Below are 23,217 nucleotides of genomic sequence, written 5' to 3' on the forward strand. Positions count from 1 at the left end.
CCTGATCCCCGGGAAGGGTGGCCTTCGGCCCCGGACCCGGGGACCTCCGGCCGCCGTGCGGCGACCGTCACAATTCCTAGCCTGAGAGCATCACCACCGCCTTCGGTAAGGAAGCGCCTCTCATGGTCGGACAGCACAACAGCGGGCAGGACCGGCACACCGCCCCACTCGTCGTCGGCGTCGACGACTCGGCGGCAAGTGATCTGGCGGTGCGCTGGGCGGCCGAAGTCGCCCTGGCCCGCCGCAGGCGCCTGCATCTGGTCCACGCGCTGGACCTGGTCGCCACCCGCACGGTTTTCGCCCCCAACGACCGGCTCATCCCCTCGGTCACCACCGAACTGCGCGCGCAGGGCGTCGAATACCTCGCCGCGGCACAACAACTCGCCGTCGAAACCGCACCCGGTCTCGCCGTCGACACCGAACTCGTCGAGGGCTCGGCCGCCGAAGTGCTCACCGACCGCTCCACATCCGCACTGTGCACCGTCCTCGGCACCGGCAACGCCGGGGTCCTCGGCTACCTCGGCTCGACGGTGTCCGCGGTCGTCGCGCACGGTCGCGGCGCCGTGGTCGTGGTGCGGGCTCCGGGCGGCGAACTCCACGTCCGCCGCACCGGCCCGGTCGTCGTCGGCATCGACGGCGGCGGCGAGCACAACCAGGCCGCCATCGGCGCTGCCTTCGCCGAAGCCGCCGAGCGCCGCACCACTCTCATCGCCGTGCACTGCTGGAGCGATCTGCGTTTCGAACAGCTCACCGGTCTGCCCGACACCATCGACGACCAGAAGATCGAAACCGCCTCCCGCGACCTGCTCGCCGAACAATTGGCCGGCTGGGACGAGAAATATCCGCAGGTGCGAGTCGCCCGCAAGGCGTATCTGTCCGGCCCGCGCCACCATCTCATCGAATGGTCCAAACCGGCGCAACTGGTGGTCGTCGGCAGTCGCGGGCGCGGTGGATTCCGGCGCCTGCTGCTCGGCTCCACCAGCAATGCGCTCGTCCAGCAGGCGCACTGCCCCGTCATGGTCGTACATCCCGGCTCGGTCTCACCGCAGTGAAGCCGTGGGCGCCCGCATCGTCGGTCACGGCGGCGTGCGGGTGCCCGCGATCGACTCGGCGACATCGCACAGCCTGTCGATAGGCTCGCCGCTCGACCGATGACGAACTGATCCGCACCGGCTCGGCGCGGCGAGCGGGTCGGCGTCGGCAGCGGGTCCGCCGTGGAGACGAGCGCGTCGAGGAGGCGAACGCTCAGGACGGTCGGGACAGTCGAGGCCGGTCACCGACGAGCATGTCGGTCACCGCCCGCCTCGGCGTGCGCGGCAGCGGATCCTCGGTGTCCGGCGCCCACCCGATCCGCAGACAGGCCTGCGGATGTGCCGCCCCGTTGAGCACCCCGCGGCGGATGCGCTCACGTTGCGCGTGCACCTCCAACGGCTCGGTCAACGGGCACGTCGCCAAACCGATATTGGTGGCGGTCAGCAATACCGAACTCAACGCCTCCCCCGCCTGAAGTCGCGCCGATCGGTCGTCGGACGGCGTGCCCAGCACCAGCACATCGGCGTGATCGGCCTCGGCGGGGGCATCGCGCAGCCGGGGGGATCCGAACCGGCGCGCGGGCAGGTCGTCGATCGCGCGCGGCGCGGGCGTGTTTCGCGCGGGCACCCCGTCGTCACTGCTGTAGCGGCCGGACCACAGTGCCAGCTCCCAGCGGTAGTCGGGATCCTCGGCATGGCGTTCGGCTGCGGCCCGCGCCGCGGCGACCAAGCGGTCCCGTGCCTTGTCGTCGACCAGTCGCACCATCGCGCCCAACGCACCCGCCCGCTCGGTCAGCAACCCCAGATATCCCGGCGGCAACGGCACCGCCTTGTAGTGCCGCCGGTCGGTGCGCCGCCGCGGGATCATCGCGCTCATCTCCACGTCCTGCGTGGTCGCTCGGTGCGTGACCAACCGGATCGAGGCCAGATGATCGGGATTGCGCGGATCGGGCATCCGGGTCACCACCGTCGCCCAGCCCATCGCCGCGAACGCCACCGTGACATGGTGCAGCGCCGCACCGCAACTGATCACCACATCGCGCAGGTCCGGGTCGGTGTGCGGCAACGAACGCTCGGTGTCGAGGAACAACTGGATTCCCTGCCGGTCCGCCCGCCACCGCCACGGCTGGATGTTGTGCACCGACGGCGCGCGCCCGGCCAACGCGAGCGCCGTGGCGATCGTCGTGTCGTCGGGCTGTCCGCGCAGCATGGTCCGTCCTTCGTGAGAGTTCCCGCCACCGTCGCATCGGCGGTCAGCTCCCGGTAAGGGCATCATGTCCCCGGTGTCGGGGACTTCGGTTGCCGGATCTACCGGACCTCCGATATCGCTTCATGACGCCGGAGCGACCTGCGTAGGCTGAGCCCATCGAGAGAAGGGACTCAGGCGATGGTCAAGGTGTTTCTGGTCGACGATCACGCCATTGTGCGGCGTGGCGTAGCCGACCTCATCGACGCCGAAGCCGACATGGAAGTGATCGGTGAGGCCGCCGACGCGGCGCAGGCGCTCGCGCGCATCCCCGCGCTCGACCCGGACGTGGCGGTGCTCGATGTGCGCCTGCCCGACGGCAACGGCATCGAGTTGTGCCGGGAACTGCTCTCCCACGGCGGCAAACTGAGGTGCCTGATCCTGACCTCCTTCACCGACGAACAGGCCATGCTGGACGCGATCCTCGCCGGCGCCAGCGGCTATGTCGTCAAGGACATCGGCACCACCGACCTCGTCGACGCCGTGCGCGCGATCGGCGCGGGCAAATCCCTGCTCGACAACCGCGCCGCCGCTGCCCTGATGGCCAAACTCCGCGCCGAAGCCGAGGCCGACACCGGCCCGCTGTCCACCCTCACCGATCAGGAACGCACACTGCTGTCGCTGCTCGGCGAGGGGCTGACGAACCGGCAGATCGCGGGACGAATGTTCCTGGCGGAGAAGACCGTCAAGAACTATGTCTCGCGCCTGCTGACCAAACTCGGTGTGGAGCGGCGCACCCAGGCCGCGGTGCTGGCGGCCAAACTCGAACAACCCACGCGCAAACCGTGATCCGGCGATCGGCGCCCGCTCACCGTCGGATCGGCAGCCCAGGGCGGAAGTGAGAGGATGCAGGACATGGAAGGCTCCTCGCCGCACTCGGGCGATCGACCACCGGTGATCGAGACCCTGGCCCAGTCCCGGCTGCGTGAACTCCTCGCCGAGGTGCAGGAGCGGATCACCGAGATCGTCGGGGTCCGCGACCAGATGGACCGCCTCATCGAAGCGATGCTCGTGGTCACCTCCGGCCTGGACCTGGACAACACCCTGCGCACCATCGTGCACACCGCCATCGAACTCGTCGACGCCAAGTACGGTGCGCTCGGTGTGCGCGAAAGCGATCCCGATGCCAGAGAACTCGCCGAATTCGTCTACGAAGGCATCGACGACCGCACCCGCGTGCGCATCGGCGATCTGCCCCGCGGCCACGGTGTGCTCGGCCTGCTCATCGCCGACCCGCGCCCACTTCGCCTGGCCGACATGTCCACCCACCCGTCCTCGGTCGGCTTCCCCGCCCATCACCCGCCGATGCGCACCTTTCTCGGCGTCCCCGTCCAGGTCGGCGGCGACGTGTTCGGCAACCTGTATCTGACCGAGAAATCCGGCGGTCAGGAATTCACCGAGGACGACGAAGTGGTCGTGCAGGCACTTGCCGCCGCGGCCGGCATCGCGATCGCCAACGCCCGCCTCTACGAGGAATCACGCATCAGGCAGCTGTGGCTGGAAGCCACCCAGGAAGTCGCCACCGAATTGCTGGCAGGCGGCGAACCCCACGAGGTGTTCACCGTCATCACCGAACGCGCCCAGACGCTGACCCGCTCGGCATGCGCCTTCCTGGCTCTGCCCGAAGACCCCGACCTGCCCGGCGAGGAAGTCACCGAACTCGTCGTCGTCGCCGCGGCAGGAGCCGACGCCGCGGCACTCACCGGGCGCAGGCTGCCCGTGGACGAATCCGACACCGGCATCGTCTTCCGCGACGGCAGCCCGCTGGCCGTCGACCCCGCCGACGCCCTCGCGTACGCGCCCTCCGTCGACTACGGTCCGGTGCTCACGCTGCCGTTGCGCGTGGGCAACTCCGTCGTCGGTCTGCTCACCACCATCCGCCCCCTGGGCCTGCCCCCGGTGGACGCCGCGGGCCAGGCCATGATGAGCGCCTTCGCCGACCAGGCCGCCCTCGCCCTGCAGATGGCCTCGACTCAGCGTCGGATGCGTGAACTCGACGTCGTCTCCGAACGTGACCGTATCGCCCGCGACCTGCACGATCACGTCATCCAACGGCTCTTCGCGGTCGGACTGTCGCTGCAGAGCACCGTCTCGCGCGCCCGCTCCCCGGAGATCAAGTCGCGGCTGATGGACACCGTCAACGACGTGCAGTCCATCGTCCAGGACATCCGTCACTCCATCTTCGACCTGCACTCGAGCACCGCTGCCGAAACTCCGGCGCTGCGCAAGCGCCTGCACGCGGTCCTCGCCGAGATGACCGAGAACACCGAGTTGCGCACCACCATGCGCATGTCCGGCCCGGTGTCGGTGCTCGCGCCGTCGATGTTCGACGACGTGGAGGCGATATTGCGCGAAGCGGTCAGCAATGTCGTCCGCCACGCCCAGGCGACCGCGCTGTCGGTGCGCCTGACCATCCGCGACGACGTCGAACTCGAGGTCGCCGACAACGGCATCGGCCTGCCCGACCAGCTCGAGCGCCACAGCGGACTGGCCAATATGGCCGCCCGCGCCGAGAAAGCCGGCGGCAAGTTCAGCGCCGAACGCGTCCCCGAGGGCGGCACCGTCATCCGCTGGTCGGTGCCTCTTCCCTGATCACACCGCGCCCCGCGCGATCTGTGATCATGCGCCCCGCGCGGACGGCCGCGACAGCCGCAGCGCCCGCCCGCCCACCAGTTCGATGCCGTTGACCAGGGTCGGCTCGATCGCCACCACCTCGTCGGCGGCACTGTTCACCCACGGCCGCAGCCGGTGCCGGTACTCCTCGAGCAGCCTCGCGTCGGTCACCGGCCGCGCCACGCCGGTGACCACCACCGACCAGCCCAGCCTGCGCACCGGATCGATCTCGTCGGCCTCGTAGGCGACCACCACCGACCGCGCCGAACGCACCGAATTCGACAACCCGGTGGACAAGCCGGTGCGCACGATGATCAGCTGCCTGTCCACCAGATGATTCACCGGCCGCACCGCCGGAAGCGCGTCGCGGGTGAACACGATGCGCCCGAACGGCACGCTCGCCAGCCGCCGCATGGCCTCGGCGCGGCTCAGCTCGACGGTGCCGCGCGGCGCCTCGCCGAACTCGGGATCGCACTCGGGCTGACTCACGATCTGCCCCGCTTTCTGCTGTCTACTGGTCGCTGCGAACTCCATGGCACCATCCGCGGCCGCACCCGGCACAGTGCCGAAGGTCATCACCTCCGGCACCCCTGGACACCGTGGTCAGGGCACGAAACGAAGCCGGAGCATCATGTCGTGATCCTCGTGATCGAGGATGTGGCAGTGCCACACATAGCCGCGCAGATCCTTGCTGTGGTCCACCCCGTTGTGCACCTCATGCCGCCCGCTCGACCCGTGACCCCCGCCCGCCGCGGGATTCAGCGGCGTGAACGACGCGTCCGGATCGAACCCGAGTTCGTCGGCGGTCGGAATGCGCACCAGGATCCGGGTGACCGTGCCGCCGTCGACCCGCACGATGTCCTTCCATCCCCGCTCCCACGGCGCCGCAGCCACCGGCGGGCCCGCCAGGAACCCCTCCGCCGACGGATTCCACCGAATACCGATGGGCGGCTGGATGTTCGCGGCCTGATAGTCCAGGGTGCGCAACGGCGTGCGATCCAGGATGCGGAACGTCACCAGATGAATGTGGATCGGATGCGGATCAGGGGTGACATTGATGAAATTCCATTGTTCGACCGTGCCCTGACGAGGCATCTCGATGTCGGGATCGGAATAGCGCAGATTGTTCAACGTCATGATCGACGGCGGTATCCGCAGCTCGTAAGGCTGACTCAGGGTGATGTTGCGAACCACCGTGGGCGTCTCCAGCCCCGGCAACACCGCCGACTGCCTGCGCTCACCACGCAACCGCTCCGGCACCGCCCCGGTGAACCCGCGCCGCTCCTCGGCGGTGAACCGGCAGAACACCGGCATCCCCACCTGCCCGATCAGCCGTGCCTGGAAAACCGGCTCCTCGTCGTTGCACAACTCGACGCTCTCCCCCGGTGCCAGCCCCGAGAAATCGACCAGCAGATCGATCCGCTCACCGGCCGCCAACCGGAAGTTCTGCACCGGCACCGGCGCGTCGAGCAACCCGTGCTCGTTGCCGATCACCCAGAACCGCATCCGATTGCCGAAGAACAGATTCCAGGTACTGAACTGCGAGGCATTGATCGTGCGGAACCGGTAGAGCCCTCGCGCGACCGGCATCCGCGGCCACAGCTTCCCGTTCACCACCCCGGTATCGCCCGCGCCGCCGCCCTCCCACCGTCCCTCCGGCACCATCGCCGTCGTCCGGATGTTCTGCTGCCCATCCGGCCGGAAGATCTTCTCCTGCAACACCAAAGGCATCTCGAACTCCCCTGAGGGCAGCCCGAGTGTGTTGTCCGACTCCCCTGTGTCGAACTCGTCCCGCAGCAACATCATCCCCGCCAGCCCCGCATACACATTGGCGCGGGTGATGCCCATCGGATGATCGTGATACCACAGCGTCCCGGCCTCTTGGCGCAGCGGATAGCTGTGGTCGATACTCTGCCCCGGCATCACCGTGTTCTCCGGATGCCCGTCACTGCCGGGCGGCGTCACACCCCCGTGCAGGTGCAGCGACGTCGGCGGCGCGGTCCGCCAGCTCTCCTGCACCCCGTGGACGCTGGTGTCCAGATCCGCCGCGAATGGATGCGCGCCGATCGTGTTGCTGAACCGCACATGCAACGGCTCGTCTCGATGATGTTCGATCGTCGGTCCCAGATACGACTGCCCGTTGTAGCCGAACGCCGGCGCCTCCGGCAGATCCCGATGGAACCGGTGCGTCGTCGTCGAAGCCTCGATATCCAGCCGCGACCCCCGCACCACCGGAATCCGCGGCAGCTCGTCGACGAATTTCTCCACCTCCGGCGAATGGAACAGCAGCGGACTCTCGACCTCGATCGGCTCCGCCGCCGCCTTCCCCGCGAATCCGCCCAACGCCCCAGCTGCCGCCACCGCGCCCGCACCGCGCAGCACCTCCCGGCGCCCGATCGGCCTGTCCATCCCGCTAGCCCTCCGTACCCCGACGCCACTGTCGGCGGGGGTGACCATACCATTAAGTATGGTCACCCCCGAGGTTCCCGGGCTCGGCGGCCCTCCCCCTCCGTCTCGGCCGCTAGCCCGCTGACCTGGCAAAATATCGACAGATGCCGATTCGCCGACCCGCGATTTGGTCCGCGAAGCCGTATCCGATAACCTTGCTGAGCATCACCGGTCCGGGTGGCGGAATGGCAGACGCGCTAGCTTGAGGTGCTAGTGCCCGTATTAGGGCGTGGGGGTTCAAGTCCCCCTCCGGACACAAGAACTGCGCAGAACTGCACCGAATCCGGTGTCCGGACACTGTCCTGACACCCATTTTTCTCCGGTCGTCGCGACCTGCGGTTTCACCCCTCAAGGGGGTGAAACTTGTGATTGACGACACACTGTCGCCTGTTCAGGCATCACTCATCGGTGAGGTGTTCGCTGGCGCTCCAGGCCTGGCTACCGCCGACCGGGGCCTACCTCTGGCGAATGTTGAGCAATCGTCTCGGCGGACGGCCGTGCACAGCATCCGCATCGTCGACGGCAACGGCCGTATCGGTGACCGGGCGGCACTCGCGGCGTTGGGGTGGGAGCCTGGCGATCTGCTGTCGTGGCGGGTCGTGGGTGGACTGGTCGTGATCAATCGCCGCAACTTCGGCAAGCAAGGCGTGTGGAAGAGCGGGTATTTGTCGCTGCCCGCTCGCGCGCGTGAGGCGGCGGGCATCGCGATCGGGGACCGGGTACTGCTGGCCGCCGACCTCGACCTGGGACTGCTGGTGGTCTACCCGGCGCAGGTGCTCGACGATATCCTGGCTCGCCGCTTCGCCGAAGGGGGTGGCCGGTGAACGCGCGCACCGACGCCGATGTGACCGCGGTGCGGATGATGATGGAACGGCTGGGTGTCACCGTCGACGAACTCACCCGCACCGGCCCGCCGCACCAGGTTCCCACGTTCGCCGAGTACATCCCCGTGGTGGCGGCCTCGATCCCTGCGGGCAAGACGCGTGATCATCTGTCGACCTACTGGAACAAGATTCTCGCTCAGGCCGGGTGGGCCGAGAAGGCCCTCACCGAGCCGACGACCGCGGACCTGCGTGACTTGTGTGAGCAGATCCGACAGGTACGGGTGATCCGCCGCAGTGACCGCGGCGGCAACGATGTCATCCGCCACGTCATCGACAGCCTGCGGCGGCTGTACCTGCACGCCGAGGACAACCGGGTCATCGATCCTCGCGACAATCCCACCACTCGACTGCGGCGCCCCAAGCAGCAGCCGTCGAACCGGCGAGGGTTGCCCGTGCACCTGCTCGCCGAACTCGTGCGCGAGGCAGTGGCCATCGCCCGTGACCCCGCACTGGACGCGCTGTTGCTGCGCCTGCACACCGAGACCGCGTGCCGACGCGGCGGCGCCCTGGCATTGCGGCCCCAGGACCTGGACCCGGTCCAGTCGCTGATCTTGTTGCGGGAGAAGGGCGGCACGATGCTGTGGCAGCCGGTGTCGCCGACGCTGATGCGTGCGTTGTGTCGCCACGCCGAGCAGCGAGGTGCCGATCCACAATCCCAGCTCTTGCGTGCTCGCTCGGGTCGACCGATCACGCGCCGGTACTACGACCGCCTGTTCGAGCGACTCGGCGAGCACCTGCCCTGGGTCCATGCCCACGGTGTGTCGGCCCATTGGTTGCGGCACACCACGATTACCTGGGTCGAGCGCCACCACGGCGGGGCCGTTGCTTCGGCTTTCGCCCGTCACAGCCGATCCAGCGGTAGCACTACCGCGCGCTACACCACCGCCACGCTCGAGGAGGTGGCCGCCGCGGTTGCTCATCTCACTGGTGAACCACATCCCCTCGTGGCCGCTTCTCCTGCATTGGCAGCACCGACACGCCAGGAGCTCACCGCCGTTCAGGGAGATTCCCGATGACTCTCCGCATGTCCCTCCACACCGACCTGGGCGCGAGGGAGTTCACCTCTCCCATAGATCCTTCGCTGCACGGACAGGTCGCAGCCGAGGATGCTTCGCTGCCGTTCGAACTGCCAGATCCCTATCGGCCCCGAAGCTGTGACCAGCTGGGGAGCGGGCTCGGCTCCCTCGCCGGACCCGGCGAGGTGAGCAAGCTCGAGTACACGGGACCCCCTGTAGATCCGCGGCAGACGCACGTCGCCAGCAGGCTCGAGCAACTTGTGACATCGGCCGCGGTTCGGGTTGCCTGGCAGGATCGGCCCGAGCTGTATGAGGCGATGGACGACGAGGAGATCGCTGCCGAGCAGTCTCGTCACCGTCGTATGCGCAGGCTGCTACGTGCGGAACGCACGCGTGAGTTCCGGGCAGAAGTCAGGGCACGCAGACGCTCCCGGCGCGTTGATGCCCAGCTACAGCGCGATCAGGAGCGTCAGAACCGCTGGCATGCGCGTGCACATGCCGCCCAAGACCGGTTCACCAATCGTGACGCCCATCTGGCATTGGTGCATCGCCAGGCGACCCGTTCCTCGATGCGGCTTCGTGCGGTCATGATGGTCGGGCTGTGCTGGTCGGCTGTCAATGTCGGCCGCAATCTCACCTCCAACCATGGCGCCGATGATGTCACCTGGTGGCTGTTCTGGGTGCTGTCGTTCGCGATCGAGGCCATGATCTCGGTGCCGATCTTGGAAGTGATGGGCCATGCTTCGACAGCAGCCCGGCTCGGGAGGAAGGTCGACCGCACTCGCATCGCGCTCTTCGAAGCCGCATTGCTCACCGGAACCATCGGACTGAACAGCGGCCCGCACCTCGCCGGCGGCGACTACGGGCGGGCCGCGGAGTATTCGGTCGCCCCGATCATGGTGGTCGTGCTGATGTGGCTGCATTCGTGGCTCGCCAACCGCAACGCCGAACTGCTCAGTCACCTGACTACATCGGAGTCCGACAACGGAGATGCCATCGCAGACCGTTCAGCAGCGCAGATCCGGCACCCCACGCGTAGCAATGACGATCAGGACTCCGCTTTCGAAACCGAGGCTATCGCAGATCAAGCTGCTGCGGCGGCGCACACGGCGGACCCCCAACTCGACGATCCCCATCGTCGAAGGTCGAGGGAGAATGCGGACCTCGAGTTGATCGCGCGTCAGCTGGTGACCTTGCGCAGGACTGAGAAGTCTGTCGAGGAAGTCATGCGGATACTCGAACTCGCGGCATCGGGGATGAACCCCCAATCGATCGCATCCGAGATGACGCGGCGGCAGAACGCGACCTGGCCGCGCTCGACCGTCGACCGAATCCTCGGGCGCGCAGCTGAACTCGGCTTCCCGTACTGCCATCGGCGCCGGGGAGGAACTCAACCACAGGAGAACTCCTAGGCATCCACGACGGCACGTCGCCTGGTGTGACTGCCTAGGCAGGAGGTGCCCGTGCCCCATCTGGGCGACAACTGAGCGGCTCCACGATCCGCCGACGCGGATCGTGGTCGCCGCCGACTTCTGCGAACAAAGGTTGGCCATGACAAATGCCTTGGAGAGCGACCTTCGCCCGTCCGTCCCGCCCATGCTTCGCCGAGCGCCTTCTACAGCCAGCGCAGCGGCGCATCCATCGACGGGGGTTGAGAGCGACGCCGACGAGGCCCCTCAGGATCAGCGAGCGTTGTCGACCGCTTCTGCGGTGTTCGCGGCTCTAGCGCCGCTGATCGCAGCCCGTCGATCCATGCGATTGTGGGACCCCGTCACGGGCCGCTACTGCGACCGCGCGCGGACCCTGACCAGAAAGCTCCCGCGCACGGCGGCTGCGCTACCTGTGTACCTGCATCGACGGACCCGACTGCTGGTTCTGGACTTCGACGCGAAGCACGATCACAGCCCTGCAGTCGTCGACCGAGACTTCCACACCTGTCTGTCGTTGCTGAAGTCGTGTGGCGCTCGCACCGTGACCGATCGCTCGCCCGCCGGTGGCAGACACATACTTGTGCCCCTCCCTAAGGGGCTATCGCTCACGCGCAGCCAACTCGAGCCGGCACTTCGATGCCTTTCTGCTCGTCTGCCCAGCCTGGACATCACCCCGATGCTCAACGACACCGCCGGCGCCATCACTCCACCCGGCAGCCGATGGCGAACCACAGGTTTCCGAACCCTCGACGGCTCGGTGGGCGAGGCTGTCCATACTCTCACCGTCGGGTCGGCAGCCGACTTCTGGCCCCGCCTTACAGCAGAACTTAAGGTCACCACCGCTGCCACCTTCACGTCGGTGGATGCCTTAGCGGCGCGCGCGGCCGACGCCGAGGCAGAGGCAATCGCGCGCGACGCGCGCAGCGCCCGAAACACCGATCGGAGTCAGATCTGGGAGGACGGCGGCGATCACGCGCGATTGCGTGCTTCTTTGCGACGGTCAAGCCCGATACCGGCCGCGGTGTTGGATTTCGCGCGCAATGGCCGTGCCAGCGGAGATCGCTGGCGGGCTGCCGACGGACGGCTCGATCGATCCGCCGCCCGTCAATCCGTGCTCGCCACCGCCGCACTGCGCGGCTACAGCCTCGCCGACGTCATGGCCGAACTTCCTGCCAATGGAGGCTCTTGGGACGGACTCGCCAACGCCTACATCCGCTACGGGCCCTATCGACAACGCGCTCTTCACCGGGACTGGATAGCCGCTTGCCGGTGGGTTTCGCAGAACGCACACGAATTCTCGGCTACCGCGCACAAGAACCTAAGGCACACAGGGGGGATCTCGGCAACACAAGCCGAAACCCAACGGCGGTGGCTGGCGGCTGCCCTGCGGTGGACCGACGCGCAATGGCCACACTCACCGAAACGGTGGACCGTGCACGCTGTCCTGCAAGCTGTCGCCTACGCCAGCACCCTCAAGCCCACCCACTATCAAGGATCACCGACTGTCGAATTCGGCGGCCGCTCACTGTCACTCATAGCCGGCGGCCTTCCCGAAACCACTGTCTGGCAGACCCTGCGTGACATCCGTGCGATCGCTGGCGCACCGCTCGAGCGACTTCGCAAGGGCAGCGGTCTCCACGCTGACCTGTACGTCCTTGCGAGCCCCGCGCTCGATCGCATTACCGGCCGGGTCGGTGACGCGAGCATTGCGCGCGCTCGGGTCGAGGCTGTATCCCCAGCCTGGCGCGTACTCGGCCTGCATTGCCGACGCCTCTACGAAACCATCCTCGACGGCACCACCACGCCCCGCGACGCTTTCCGCGCAGCGGGGATGGCACCCAGCAGTGGCTACCGTGCCCTCGCAACACTGACCACGAGCGGCCTGATCCAACATGCGCGCGGCATCGTGCGCGTCGGCATCATCAGCCTGGATCGCATCGCGCGCGACCACGGCCTAGTCGAACTACGTCACACCACCATCACCCGACATCGCGTCGAACGCGCTCGATGGGCATCCTGGCTGGCCACCCAAAGCGCATACCCCATGCCACGAACCACTCGGTCCTGCGACTCGAAAATTCGTTCGCGCTCGAAGAGTTGGAAGCATGTGATTGCGCCCGTTTTCGGCATCGATGCGCCAGCAGTCGCTCGCGAATGCACACAGCGACGGGCCAGACAAAGAGGTGCATCATTGGATGTCGATGCGGTCTGCGCGCGTGCCCACGACTCCGACAGTGCGGACATCTCAAGGATCGAAGTCGACGAGATCTATGTAGAGTCCTCGTCCAGGCCTCGGCTCGGCGGTCGCTGGCTTGTTTCGCCGAGAGGCGTGGTGCGCTACCAGCGGCCCACGGGAGTGGTCACCGCCTCCGTCGCGCCTGCAGCGCTGCTGCGTACCTCACCGGATTGGAGACAACTCAAGGATCTCCGCCTGGAGCCCATCGAATCGTCGGACCGTTCGGTGTAACCCTCCAAAAGTCTGTGGAGATAGCTTATGAACATGACTCAAGGGCAAGGTGTGCGATCATCGAGTGGAGCCGTGGCGGCGATTCCCCGAGGCACGCGCCTTCGCTCACAGCCCCCACAGCGATAACAGGCCGCCCAGTTTCGGGTGGCACCCCCTACCAGACAGTTGGGCTTCCGGGGGTCTGGGGAGAGTGGCACTGCTGCATGCCCACTTGGCCTACCTTGATGGGATGGCGGACGGTACCGGGATTGAGTGGACGCAGGCGACGTGGAACCCGACGACCGGTTGTGACCGCATTAGTCCGGGGTGCGACAACTGCTATGCGTTGACGTTGGCGAAGCGGCTCAAGGCTATGGGCAACCCGAAGTATCAGAGCGACGGTGACCCGCGCACCAGTGGACCAGGCTTCGCGATCACCGAGCATCCGTCCGCGCTGGATATCCCGCACCATTGGTCGGCCCCGCGACTCATCTTCGTCAACTCCATGTCCGATCTGTTCCACGCGCGGGTGTCGTCGTCTTTCATCCGCGAGGTGTTCCAGGTGATGGAGGCGACCCCACGGCATACCTACCAGTTGCTGACGAAACGGCCGAAGCGTGCAGCGAGCATGGCAGCTGAGCTTCCCTGGCCGAGCAATGTGTGGCTCGGGGTGAGCGTGGAGACGTCTGATCAGCTGTGGCGGCTCGACGCGCTCCGCCGGGTGCCTGCCGCTACTCGTTTCGTGTCGGCTGAGCCGCTGCTGGACTCATTGGCTGGGATCGACCTGAGCGGGATGCATTGGCTGATCGCAGGTGGTGAGAGTGGTCCGAGGCACCGCGAACTCGATCCGGTGTGGGTTCGCGAGCTGCGGGACGCCTGTTGTGATCAGGACGTCGCGTTCTTCTTCAAGCTTCTCTGCACTACGGCGTATGTGAAGGCCCCGTTGAGCTTGAAGCAGGCTCAATGCGCTTTCAGCGAACGAAGTACCTTGCGTAGCAACCGGATCGGACGACTCACTTCTGGGGATGCGAGCGCTGACCCGGAGGCATCTGGGCCTGAGGGAATCTCCGAAGCATCTAGATCCTCAGGTTGTTCCAGTCGGGTCTGTTCGCGTAGGAGCGCTCGCTCGATCAGGTCAATCGCATCCTTTGTTGCCTTCGAGTCGGCGTTCGAGATCACGACCTCTTCGCGCCCCATGCGGACCGTGATATCCGTCCGGCGAGCCTTCACGAACTCAGGTAGCACCCGGACTGCCGCGATTAGCACCCCGACGCTTCCCGCGATCAACTCGGCAACAACGGGTTCGCCAAACGCCGAGCCCGGCACGCAGATGTCGATGTCCTTGACGCCTGCCGCCCCCAGAAGCCCCTTGAGGGATTTCAGATCCTCTTCTATCGATTCTGAACCTTCTTCGGCACCCCAGCGGCCGTCAAGCACCACGAATGGCTGTTCCCCGTATCCGCCCATGATTCTTCTCCCCATGTCTGTCTTTGTCGCCGGGATCCAATTCCCTTGGGCTATCGTTCCACGACCTCTGCACGTCACGGCAAGATTCGCGGGCGAAGGTCCCTCTAGCCGGGCCTTGCTCGCCGACATCTCAACGGGGAGCGTCGCGTGAGCGTGTCGAGTATCGAGTGGACCGAGGTGACCTGGAATCCGGTCACCGGCTGCGATCGGATCAGCGCGGGCTGCGACAACTGCTATGCGCTGAAGATGGCGAAGCGCCTCAAAGCGATGGGTGCCGCGAAATACCAGACCGACGGTGATCCTCGAACTTCTGGCCCTGGGTTCGGTGTGGCCGTTCACGACGACGCGATCACCGAGCCGCTGCGGTGGCGTTCACCGCGGAAAGTGTTCGTGAACAGCATGTCTGACATCGCCCATGCCCGCGTCTCACCAGCGGCGCAGGCTCGGATCTGGGCGGTGATGGCCCTGACACCTCGGCATCAGTTCCAGGTCCTGACCAAGCGACCCAAGCGTCTGGCGAACCTGTTGTCCGACCGAGCCTTCTATGACCAGGTCAAGACTGCGCTCTGGGAGGTCGCGGAGAATTTCAACGGGCCGATCCCGGTCAACGACATGGATGCGGCGCTGCGATGGATCGATCCGCGCAACCGGCTGAGCGGCGCGATCCCTGCGCCTCTGCCGAACGTGTGGTTGGGAACGTCGATCGAGACCGACGAATACTGTTGGCGCGCTGATGAATTGCGCCGAACTCCGGCGGCGATCCGGTTCCTGTCATGCGAGCCGCTGCTGGGGCCGCTGCCCAGCCTGGATCTGACCGCGATCGACTGGCTGATCGTCGGGGGCGAATCCGGGCCGGGGTTTCGGCCGCTCGATCTCGATTGGGTCCGTGAACTGCGGGATCGCTGCGTGCAGCGTCGCGTCAGCCTGTTCTTCAAACAGGTCGGGGGCGTGCGGCCCAAGGCTGGAGGCCGGTCTCTGGACGGCAGGACTTGGGATGAATACCCGACGCGCGTCTCCGCGGGCGTCGGCCATGGATGAGAAATGGTCATTGCTGGCGTCCGCCGGGCATCACAGGAATTCCGAGCGCAACGGAACCTATCGCTGCCGTGCGGCGGGTCTGGTCGCGCTTGCTGCGCAGGAAGGTCAGGGTCAGCTCCAGTCCTTCGACCTCGCCGTGCCATCCCTCGGTGATGGCCCGCTGACGGCGGGCGAGAAGGTCTTCTTCGATCTCCTCGAGGCGAGGAAGCATCTTCGGGTTCACCGAGAGCATTTGGCAGCGGATGCAGGCATGCTCATGCTGGCAGGCCGTGCCGTAGGGGCGCCCGCAGGATCCGAGTTCGACTCGACGTTTGTCGAAGTGCTCCTCGAAACCGGCCCACTCGTCTTCGGTCGGTTTGCGGTATTCCTCGGCGGGGCGTTGAGCGCGCCGCCGGTCGAGGAACTCCTGGTAATGGCGGACCACATCCTCTTCGAAGACCGCGACGTAGCCGCGGGTGGTCTGGATGTCGAGGTGACCGAGCAGCGCGGCACCGATGTGGATTGGCAGGCCGTTGTTGACCAGGTCGGTGGCGAACAGGCGCCGGAAATCGTGCGGGGAGAACCTGATGTCGGCGAACTCGGGATGCGTCGGAACCAGAGCTTTAGCCGCTCGCATGACCATGGCGCGGGCCGAGGAGATCGACATCGCTCGCGGGGTGCCGCTCTGCAACCGTTGGAACAGGTAGGGCAGCGGCTCGGCGAATGTTCGTTCGCCCTGGTCGTAGAGACCGCAGACCGGGACCGTGCCGTGTTCGCGGATGTGCCGGCGGATGACCTGCGCGATGACGTGGAACAGCTCTGCCGACATCGGGATGACCCGCTCGCGGTCGCTCTTCGAGGGGCTCACGACCAGCAGCGCGACGACTTCACCATTGGGTCGTTGGTATTGGCGGATGCTGAGGTGGGTGAGCTCGATCAGCTCCTCGCGGCGCAGCCCGCCCAACCGCAACGTCTCGACGATCGCCCACTGCCAAAACGCCATTCGCTCTTCATGGGTGACGCGCAGCAGCTCCCCGGTCTCGCGGTTGAGCACCCGGATCGAACGCCCGGCGCCGAGATCGTGGTCGCGGTCATGCCGGGAGGCCATGCGTTGCCAGGTGACACCATCGACTACGAATTCCTCAGCGAGAGCTGCCTTTTCGGCTGCTTCGAGGATCGCTCGCATGCGGTGCCAGTGGGTGGTGACGTATTCGGACAGCACCGGCAGCAGCGATTGGCGTTCGCGGGTGCGGTTGGCCATGCGCTCGGTCAGGCGTCGTCGGCGCTGGCTGAATCCGCGCAGGTCGGCGTCACGGATTGGGCAAGGCGCGACCCATCGTGCCCAAATGTGCGGTTCAGCAGCCGCCCAAGTCTGAATGTCGAGGTAGAAGGCGCGGATAGTCAGCAGTGGGCCCTCGATGTGCTGGCGCGGTTTGCCGTCGGCGCGGATACTGAGCCGCCGCTTCCATTCCTGAGCGACCTGCTCGTCCAAGCGCAGGTCGGTCTGGTCGGGGTTGATGTCCTCGATGATCTTCCAGAAGTACTGGGTCAGCTTGCGAACGAGGTTGTCCAGGGTGGAGTAGTCGATCTCAACCGATCGGCGGCGGATGTAGTCGATCAGCAGGTCACGGACCTCGGTGTTGCGCAGCTGATGCCGACCGACGAGTTCCTCGATCGTCTGCCTGCCGCGGATCGTGGCGTCCTGGAGTGTGCGGGGCGCCCACGACGGGATCAGGCCCATGTCGTGGAGCACCGGCCAGGCAGTCGCCGTGGCGGTGTGTGTGGGCATCTGCTGGGAGTAGTGCAGCAAGGCTTCGGCCGTCAGGCCGCTCAGATCAACGCCGTAGACGGTCATCATCGCGCAGACGTCGAAAAACGCTTCCCTGCGCCTGAGCGCGCTCACCGGCTGCTGGGTGAGCCGCTCATTGAACTCGTCCAGCAGCGCGTCTGCGGCAACGCGCTGGAACATCGTGCTGTATCGGACCATCCGCTGCGAGCGAAGGGCGGGAAGTGTCGGACGGATCAGTCGCATGCAGAATGCTTGCAGCGCAGCAGTATTCACCCGCGTCTGCAGGTCTGCGTCATCGCCAGCGAGATCCCGGGCCGGGTGCCCGGCCTCGTCGAGGCCTGCAGCCTCCCAGCGCTGCTGCCAGGTGGCTCCGGGGAACTGTTCCAGCCGTTCAAGCAGCGCCGTCATGCCCTTCCGATAGCTGCTGATGCCGTTGCGCTCGACACCGAAGCCCTGGCCCGCCAACTCAGCGATATGCCCGATCGGTGCGGCGCTGAGGTCTCCGAACGGCCTCGGCGGAGCCTCTTGGGCAGGTGGCGGCGCCGGAACGAGCTTGGGCGTCGCATCGAGGCCGACCAGCAGGTGCGGCTGCGGGTCGGGGTGGTGGCGTTGGATCCGGTTCGACGTCAGGTGCGGACGCATGCTCGGCCCGACGGCCGCGGAGTTACTGGTCACCGAACACCGCCGCGATGTCGTCGGCGTCGTAGCGCGCATTCCATCGGGTCGGCTGCACTGGTCGCTGGTAGTGCTCGGCCAGTTTGTCGATCAGGTCGTCCAACCCGGTCACGGTGTAGAGGGCGGTGGTCGTGATATGCGCATGACGCAGAATCGTCTGCACCTCTGCCAGTGTCAGGCTCGGGTCGCGCGCCATGCGCGTAGCCGCGGTGTGCCGCAGGTCATGCAGCGTCCAGTTCATGCCGAGCCGTTCGCCCGCACGCTGCAGGATGCGTCGCATCGCCCAGTAGGTCAGCGGTCGGGATTTGCCGCGGCGAGTGCGCCAGATCGGGCCGCCGTCGCTCGGCAGGCCGATCTCGTCGAGGTAGGCGGCCAGGTAGGCCAGGGCTTGCGGGGAGACCGGGACCGGTTGCCGCAGGCGAGTGCCCTTGGAAACAACCCAAAGCTTGCCGCGCTGCCACTCGACATCGATCAGCCGGACCCCGAGCAGTTCCGAAGCCCGAGCGCCGGAACTGACGTAGCAGGCCAGCAGCGCCCGATCGCGGTTGCAGCCCATCCGCGCGAACAGCTCGTCCCACTGGGAATCGGGAATTGCACGTGGTTGCCGCGCAGGCACTTTCGGGCGCAGCCGACCCCTCCGATGCGGACGACGCCGCTCGATCGGCGACGCGTGCGCAAGGGCAGCACGGCGAGCACGGTTCTCCGGGACCGGGTTGACGGCCGGACCGCGGCCGAAATGCAGGTGGAAGGCGTAGAAGCCGTGCACCACCGACAGGTTGTGCGCGATAGTCGCCGGCGCGTATCCGGCGGCAGGGATCGGCTTGCCGGTCTTCGGGTGCACCGAACCCGCCGGATAGCCGTTGCTCTGACGCCGCTCCCTCTGCGGATTACGAGCCGAGCGCAGCCAACCAACGAGCGCGGCAGCCTCGGCTTCGGTGGCCTGTTCCCAGCCGACGTCGACCGCCCACAGCAGGCGATACCAGCGCAGCAGATCGAAGGCGTAACTGCGGCATGTGGATGGGCTTGCGTCGGTGAGCATTCGGTCGCGCAGGTAGCTGCTGACCGGTTCTTCCTCGCGGCCCGCGCCGTCCACCACCAGCCATGGCAATACCGGGCTGTCTGCCGACACCACCTCACCTATCCGGGGCAGCCGAGAGCGGCCCTCAATCAAATCAACATGCACACAGGAGAACTCGTGATTCAACGGCACCCGGAGATCATCAACAGCCCGGCCGGAAGCGGCGAGCTCAGCCCGGAGTTAGTGCAGTCAACTGGGCAGTGGGGTGGACGGACACCGAAGGCCGCCGGCCGTGAGCTCGACGGGCGTGTGTGGGACGAGATGCCGACGCCTACGCGGGCATGAGCTTCAGGCTCCACAGGTCGTTCACTCCCTTTGGATCGGTCGTCGTCTTTCCCTCGTTTCGAACCTTGTCGATGGCCTTGCGGAAGTGAGTACCGCGGACTACCCCGGCAAGATCGCCGAGCACTTCGGCTGGTCTCTGGAGGATGCTGAAGGGTTCGCCCTTCGCGAGCTCACCGGTGAGCCGCTCAGCGAGCGTGTCGATCCACTGCCGGTCCAAGACCTTCTCCTGATCCTTCCAGGCTTCCTCCCACGCACCGTCAGCGCCGAACAACGTGTCCTCGGCGGCGAGTTCGGCGTGGTACTTCCGCCAGGCTTTGAGGCCCAGGGAGGCCGATTCGCCGAAGACGACCATGCCGTTGACATTCCGGGTCGCGAAGATGAGGTAGTAGAGAGGCTTGCGGTCAGCGCGCGGGCGCACATCGATGATCCACGTGCCTGCGCCGCCGGCGCGCTCGCGAAGCCTCGCGGCATATCCCTCGACCACAGCCAGCTCGGCGGCGGTCTTCTCATCGTCCGAGGGATCCTGGGAAGGGCACTTCTCCAGCCACGCGTCGCGCCACCACTCCCCGCCGCACACCCCGTCGATTCGCTTCAGAGAAGCCTCTACCGGGTTGGGACTGTTCAACATTCCGCCGAAGCGACGCAGATGCGCGGTGAGGTTGATGAGAACCTCGGTCGCGGGCGCACCTTGCCCTCCGGGGCGGTCGACGAAGATGCTGGCGACCTCATCGAGCGGGATGATCAGGCCGCACGGGTCGAGGTAGGTGAACAACGGGATGGCCTTTGCGGCGTCCAGCAGCTTCGGCAGGTGCTGCGAAATCTCACCCTGGTTGATCGTGCACGTGAGGCCCACGCCTTCGGCCACGACTACCTCTCGAAGCCGCGCCGCGAACGCAGCCTCCTTCTCCACGAAATGGAGCTCGACCTGGCGCGGAGAGTTCATCGCGGCAGCCTGATGCGCTTTACGCAGCAACATGGCGCCGGATCCTTCTTTCCCGTCCTCATAGCGGCCCGGTCCGGCGTACCCATCGATCACGGCCACCCGATGGCCCTGCGACCACAGGCCAGTCTTGCTCGCGAAGGGCGATATGTACTGGTTGAGGATCTCGTGCTTCAGCACCGCTGCCGACTTCTTCGTCTTATGGAAGCTGGTCAAGTCTCCCCCAGAGAGCGATCCGCTATGAAGTTCATAGGCTATCGCCCCCACCGCGGCAGACGAGGAGTTCTGGAACGAAACGGCCACCACCGGTGCGGCAACCGATCTCCACTGCCCAGCTGGACTACACCTCAGCCCGACACTGGTGGCGGGTTTGCTGCTGGGCAGCGACAGAGCCGGGCGTCCTCCAGCGGCCAAGGCGACGAGAACTCGACGGCGACGGGGGCTGTTCCTGGCCGCCGGTAAGGCGCCCAAACCGGAGGCCAGGTAGGGAGCAGCGTGGCATGCCCGGCGGTGCTCTCTACGGGCACCGCTCTGCAGACTGATCCGTAGCCTCGCTGCCTTAGTCGCCTGGCGGCGCTGTCCTCTGATGGTGACATCACCCCGAGATGATGGCCTTGGTCTAGGCCGAGTCGGTGACGAGTTGGGTGCGGGTTCGGCATGGCATGCGGGGATGTCGGGGTTACCAGAGCCATTCGATGAGGCGGGTACCGAGTTCTTGCAGGGCGCCGCTGGCGAGCCAGACGCCGACGGTGACCGTGGTGGTGAGCAGCGGCGTGCGGGCCTGCTGCCAGTAGTGGGTGATCCGTTCCCACGCGGTTGGGTTGGAGGGCTGCTGGGGGCCGGTGGTGGTCATCGTGTTGTCTCGCTTCCGGTCGGGTGTGGTGTGTGGTGACCATGAAGCGGTGCGAGTTCGACAGCGTACAACGCGGGGATGCGGCTACGGTGGGTGAAATCGCATGTGGGGGATGGTTTCTCGGTTCGACGAGTCGGGCCGAGTCGGGTACGAGTCGAAGGAGACGCCGGGTGGGTGAACAGCCGGGGCTCGGGCCGGCCCGGGCACGGTTCGTGAGTGATCTGGCCGCTCTGCGTCAACGATCGCAACTGAGCCCGGCCAAGATCTCGAAGTGGATCAACGACCGGCTCCGCCGGGAGGTCTCTTCCACGACGATCAGTGACTGGCTCAAACCCGATCCGCGGATCCCACGGGACGATGAGCAGCTCGCGCTCGTACTGGAGTGCCTGCACACGGCGGCATCACTGCCCTGGAACCCCGCAACCCGGGCCCGGTGGAACAAGCTCCGCGCCGCGGCGCATGCCGAACCCCGGCCATCGACGCCACCTGTCCAGGATGAGGACGGGCTCGAACCAACGCGGTCGACGCTGAGAAGCGACCTGGTGGTGGTGGGTCGAATCCCGGGGCAGGCACCGCACTTCGTCGACCGCGAGCAGGTACGGCAGCTGCAGGAGATGCTGCGCCATACATCGGTGGCGGTGGTGGTGTGCGGGATGCGCGGTGCCGGTAAGACCCAGATCGCGGCCGCCTACGCCCGGGAGGTGACGGCGACCGGCGAACCAGGGGCGGTGGTGGGCTGGATCGGCGCCGAAACCACCGACACCGCGCTGGCCGGGTTCACCGAGGTCGCGACCGCATTGGGTGTGGCCGACCCGGACGGTGACTCGCTGGCCTCGGCGCGGCGGCTACGCGATCACCTCAACAGTGCGCGGGAGTCCTCGGGGGTGCTGGTGTTCGACAACGCCACTGACCCAGACTTCCTAGCCGAGTTCCTGCCCACCAGCGGCCGGGTGCGGGTGGTAATCACCAGTACCGACCGCGCTTTCACTAGTTTCGGGGAGCTTGTGGACGCCAGAGAAGGATTCGAGCGCAGCGAGTCGGTGCAGTTCCTGAAGACAGCGACCAGGCTCGATGACCCCGAGGGTGCCGATGGACTCGCTGCGGAGCTGGGGGATCTGCCACTGGCGTTGGCAGCCGCGGCCGCCACCATCACCCGCCTCAAATTGAACTATGAGCAGTACCTGCGGGCGCTGGCAGCTCAGCCGCTGCCGGTGGTGCTGCTCCGTCAGCGGGGCGGCTATGAGCGGGCGGTGGATCAGGCCCTGCAGCTGGCGATCGACACCGTCACCCGGGCGAACGGAGACAAGGCGGTCGATGAGCGGGTTCGTTGGCTGGTGGGGGTGATGGCAACGCTGTCCGCCGACGGTGTCGAAGCCAAACTCCTGACAGGAGAAGACGACTCGGACTTCCTGACAAATGTGGCGATCGCACGGTGCGTGGAGAGCTCGCTGGTGTCATGGTCGACAGGCGGACGGGTGCTGGTCATGCACCGACTCACCGCACGACAGGTCCGCGAACACGCCCAAGCCGCCGGCGCCCTGGACGCTCTCGCAGCGAACGCTGCCACGGTCCTCGGACCACACCTGTTCGACCCGAACGAGGCCTTCCAGCGCCGCAGCGAGGGCGCCCGACTGGTCGACCACATCGAGACCCTCGCCGAACACACCCACCAACACCCCGCCATCAGTCCCGGAACCCATGCCGCGATACTGGCCGCCCGCCGCTGGGCCACCTGCCAACTGATCCGAGCTGCCGACCTGCGCCCTGCCATCAGCCTCGCCGAACGCACCTATGCCGACCACCGCCACCACCTCGGTGATATGGACCCCGCTGCCCTGACAGCCCACGCCAACCTCGCCTATGCTTACCGGCGAGCGGGGCGAATCGGTGAGGCGATCGACCTGTACGAGCGGCTGCTCGCCGACCGCCAACGCATCCTGGGCGTCGAGGACCCGTCGACTTTGGACACCCGTCACCACCTAGCTCTCACCTACCGGGA

At 66.6% G+C, this 23,217-nt stretch carries 17 protein-coding genes, 1 tRNA gene and 2 pseudogenes; 12 read left to right on the top strand and 8 right to left on the bottom strand.

The window, feature by feature from the left end; genetic code table 11:
- The first annotated feature begins 122 nt into the window (after window positions 1-122).
- Entirely contained in the window at window positions 123-1,052 is a 930-nt protein-coding gene (locus NS3_RS09435; RefSeq protein ID WP_067856817.1) for a universal stress protein, read from the top strand.
- A 193-nt stretch (window positions 1,053-1,245) separates the two neighbouring features.
- Here the strand turns inward: NS3_RS09435 and NS3_RS09440 are convergent, their stop codons facing one another.
- Window positions 1,246-2,241 carry an Acg family FMN-binding oxidoreductase gene (locus NS3_RS09440; protein WP_067856820.1) on the bottom strand — a complete coding sequence of 332 codons (996 nt, stop codon included), beginning with the start codon at window positions 2,239-2,241 and terminating at the stop codon, window positions 1,246-1,248.
- A 177-nt stretch (window positions 2,242-2,418) separates the two neighbouring features.
- Here NS3_RS09440 and NS3_RS09445 point away from each other — a divergent pair, with 177 nt between their 5' ends.
- Window positions 2,419-3,066, top strand: coding sequence for a response regulator (locus NS3_RS09445; RefSeq protein ID WP_067856823.1), 648 nt, complete (start codon window positions 2,419-2,421; stop codon window positions 3,064-3,066).
- A 66-nt stretch (window positions 3,067-3,132) separates the two neighbouring features.
- Window positions 3,133-4,869 carry a sensor histidine kinase gene (locus NS3_RS09450; protein WP_067856941.1) on the top strand — a complete coding sequence of 579 codons (1,737 nt, stop codon included), beginning with the start codon at window positions 3,133-3,135 and terminating at the stop codon, window positions 4,867-4,869.
- A gap of 27 nt (window positions 4,870-4,896) precedes the next feature.
- Here the strand turns inward: NS3_RS09450 and NS3_RS09455 are convergent, their stop codons facing one another.
- Window positions 4,897-5,424 carry a pyridoxamine 5'-phosphate oxidase family protein gene (locus NS3_RS09455; protein WP_084495241.1) on the bottom strand — a complete coding sequence of 176 codons (528 nt, stop codon included), beginning with the start codon at window positions 5,422-5,424 and terminating at the stop codon, window positions 4,897-4,899.
- 69 nt (window positions 5,425-5,493) lie between these two features.
- Window positions 5,494-7,299, bottom strand: coding sequence for a multicopper oxidase family protein (locus tag NS3_RS09460; RefSeq protein WP_067856826.1), 1,806 nt, complete (start codon window positions 7,297-7,299; stop codon window positions 5,494-5,496).
- 210 nt (window positions 7,300-7,509) lie between these two features.
- Between NS3_RS09460 and NS3_RS09465 the strand changes: the two genes are divergently transcribed.
- From NS3_RS09465 to NS3_RS30695, 6 genes and pseudogenes are all read left to right on the top strand, one after another.
- A tRNA-Leu gene (locus NS3_RS09465) sits at window positions 7,510-7,594 on the top strand.
- 241 nt (window positions 7,595-7,835) lie between these two features.
- The gene (locus NS3_RS09470; RefSeq protein WP_067856829.1) at window positions 7,836-8,162 is read left to right on the top strand and encodes a hypothetical protein; all 327 of its coding nucleotides are present in this window, start codon (window positions 7,836-7,838) and stop codon (window positions 8,160-8,162) included.
- Entirely contained in the window at window positions 8,159-9,238 is a 1,080-nt protein-coding gene (locus NS3_RS09475) for a tyrosine-type recombinase/integrase (RefSeq protein WP_218018205.1), read from the top strand. The genes NS3_RS09470 and NS3_RS09475 overlap by 4 nt, the downstream gene beginning before the upstream one ends.
- Window positions 9,235-10,650: a hypothetical protein gene (locus NS3_RS28980; RefSeq protein ID WP_157101247.1), complete on the top strand. Its 1,416-nt coding sequence runs from the start codon at window positions 9,235-9,237 to the stop codon at window positions 10,648-10,650. Before NS3_RS09475 ends, NS3_RS28980 begins: the two co-directional genes overlap by 4 nt.
- 694 nt (window positions 10,651-11,344) lie before the next feature.
- Window positions 11,345-13,135: a hypothetical protein gene (locus NS3_RS28985; RefSeq protein WP_157101248.1), complete on the top strand. Its 1,791-nt coding sequence runs from the start codon at window positions 11,345-11,347 to the stop codon at window positions 13,133-13,135.
- Window positions 13,136-13,364: 229 nt separating this feature from the next.
- Window positions 13,365-14,024 (top strand): annotated as a pseudogene (locus NS3_RS30695) (DUF5131 family protein); the annotation flags it as partial.
- A 50-nt stretch (window positions 14,025-14,074) separates the two neighbouring features.
- On the opposite strand, the gene NS3_RS30700 reads toward NS3_RS30695, so the two are convergent.
- Complete coding sequence (locus NS3_RS30700; RefSeq protein WP_245649538.1) at window positions 14,075-14,581, bottom strand: nucleotidyl cyclase domain-containing protein; 507 nt, start codon at window positions 14,579-14,581, stop codon at window positions 14,075-14,077.
- Window positions 14,582-14,728: 147 nt separating this feature from the next.
- Here NS3_RS30700 and NS3_RS09490 point away from each other — a divergent pair, with 147 nt between their 5' ends.
- Window positions 14,729-15,619, top strand: coding sequence for a DUF5131 family protein (locus NS3_RS09490; RefSeq protein ID WP_067856837.1), 891 nt, complete (start codon window positions 14,729-14,731; stop codon window positions 15,617-15,619).
- A 7-nt stretch (window positions 15,620-15,626) separates the two neighbouring features.
- On the opposite strand, the gene NS3_RS09495 is transcribed toward NS3_RS09490, so the two are convergent.
- Window positions 15,627-18,062, bottom strand: coding sequence for a tyrosine-type recombinase/integrase (locus NS3_RS09495; RefSeq protein WP_218018206.1), 2,436 nt, complete (start codon window positions 18,060-18,062; stop codon window positions 15,627-15,629).
- The gene (locus NS3_RS09500; protein ID WP_218018207.1) at window positions 18,052-19,272 is read right to left on the bottom strand and encodes a tyrosine-type recombinase/integrase; all 1,221 of its coding nucleotides are present in this window, start codon (window positions 19,270-19,272) and stop codon (window positions 18,052-18,054) included. The genes NS3_RS09495 and NS3_RS09500 overlap by 11 nt, the downstream gene beginning before the upstream one ends.
- A gap of 66 nt (window positions 19,273-19,338) precedes the next feature.
- On the opposite strand from NS3_RS09500, the pseudogene NS3_RS30530 reads away from it, so the two are divergent.
- Window positions 19,339-19,425 (top strand): annotated as a pseudogene (locus NS3_RS30530) (hypothetical protein); the annotation flags it as partial.
- Here NS3_RS30530 and tcmP read toward each other — a convergent pair.
- Complete coding sequence (tcmP, locus tag NS3_RS09505) at window positions 19,412-20,581, bottom strand: three-Cys-motif partner protein TcmP (protein ID WP_067856840.1); 1,170 nt, start codon at window positions 20,579-20,581, stop codon at window positions 19,412-19,414. The pseudogene NS3_RS30530 and the gene tcmP overlap by 14 nt on opposite strands.
- A 463-nt stretch (window positions 20,582-21,044) precedes the next feature.
- A complete protein-coding gene (locus tag NS3_RS28990; protein ID WP_157101249.1) occupies window positions 21,045-21,218 on the bottom strand; it encodes a hypothetical protein in 174 nt (57 codons plus the stop codon).
- A gap of 542 nt (window positions 21,219-21,760) precedes the next feature.
- On the opposite strand from NS3_RS28990, the gene NS3_RS09510 reads away from it, so the two are divergent.
- On the top strand, window positions 21,761-23,217 hold a 1,457-nt coding region (locus tag NS3_RS09510; RefSeq protein WP_169811621.1), incomplete at its 3' end, for a tetratricopeptide repeat protein.

It is taken from the genome of Nocardia shimofusensis NBRC 100134 (assembly GCF_001613125.1).
Lineage (GTDB): Bacteria > Actinomycetota > Actinomycetes > Mycobacteriales > Mycobacteriaceae > Nocardia > Nocardia shimofusensis.

Bases quoted from the DNA above. Each gene is read 5' to 3' on its own strand.
- NS3_RS09435 (WP_067856817.1), top strand. From the start codon at position 123: ATGGTCGGACAGCACAACAGCGGGCAGGACCGGCACACCGCCCCACTC.
- NS3_RS09455 (WP_084495241.1), bottom strand. From the start codon at position 5,424: ATGGAGTTCGCAGCGACCAGTAGACAGCAGAAAGCGGGGCAGATCGTG.
- NS3_RS09440 (WP_067856820.1), bottom strand. From the start codon at position 2,241: ATGCTGCGCGGACAGCCCGACGACACGACGATCGCCACGGCGCTCGCG.
- NS3_RS28985 (WP_157101248.1), top strand. From the start codon at position 11,345: ATGCTCAACGACACCGCCGGCGCCATCACTCCACCCGGCAGCCGATGG.
- NS3_RS09445 (WP_067856823.1), top strand. From the start codon at position 2,419: ATGGTCAAGGTGTTTCTGGTCGACGATCACGCCATTGTGCGGCGTGGC.
- NS3_RS28980 (WP_157101247.1), top strand. From the start codon at position 9,235: ATGACTCTCCGCATGTCCCTCCACACCGACCTGGGCGCGAGGGAGTTC.
- NS3_RS28990 (WP_157101249.1), bottom strand. From the start codon at position 21,218: ATGACCACCACCGGCCCCCAGCAGCCCTCCAACCCAACCGCGTGGGAA.
- NS3_RS09450 (WP_067856941.1), top strand. From the start codon at position 3,133: ATGGAAGGCTCCTCGCCGCACTCGGGCGATCGACCACCGGTGATCGAG.
- NS3_RS09460 (WP_067856826.1), bottom strand. From the start codon at position 7,299: ATGGACAGGCCGATCGGGCGCCGGGAGGTGCTGCGCGGTGCGGGCGCG.
- NS3_RS30700 (WP_245649538.1), bottom strand. From the start codon at position 14,581: ATGGGCGGATACGGGGAACAGCCATTCGTGGTGCTTGACGGCCGCTGG.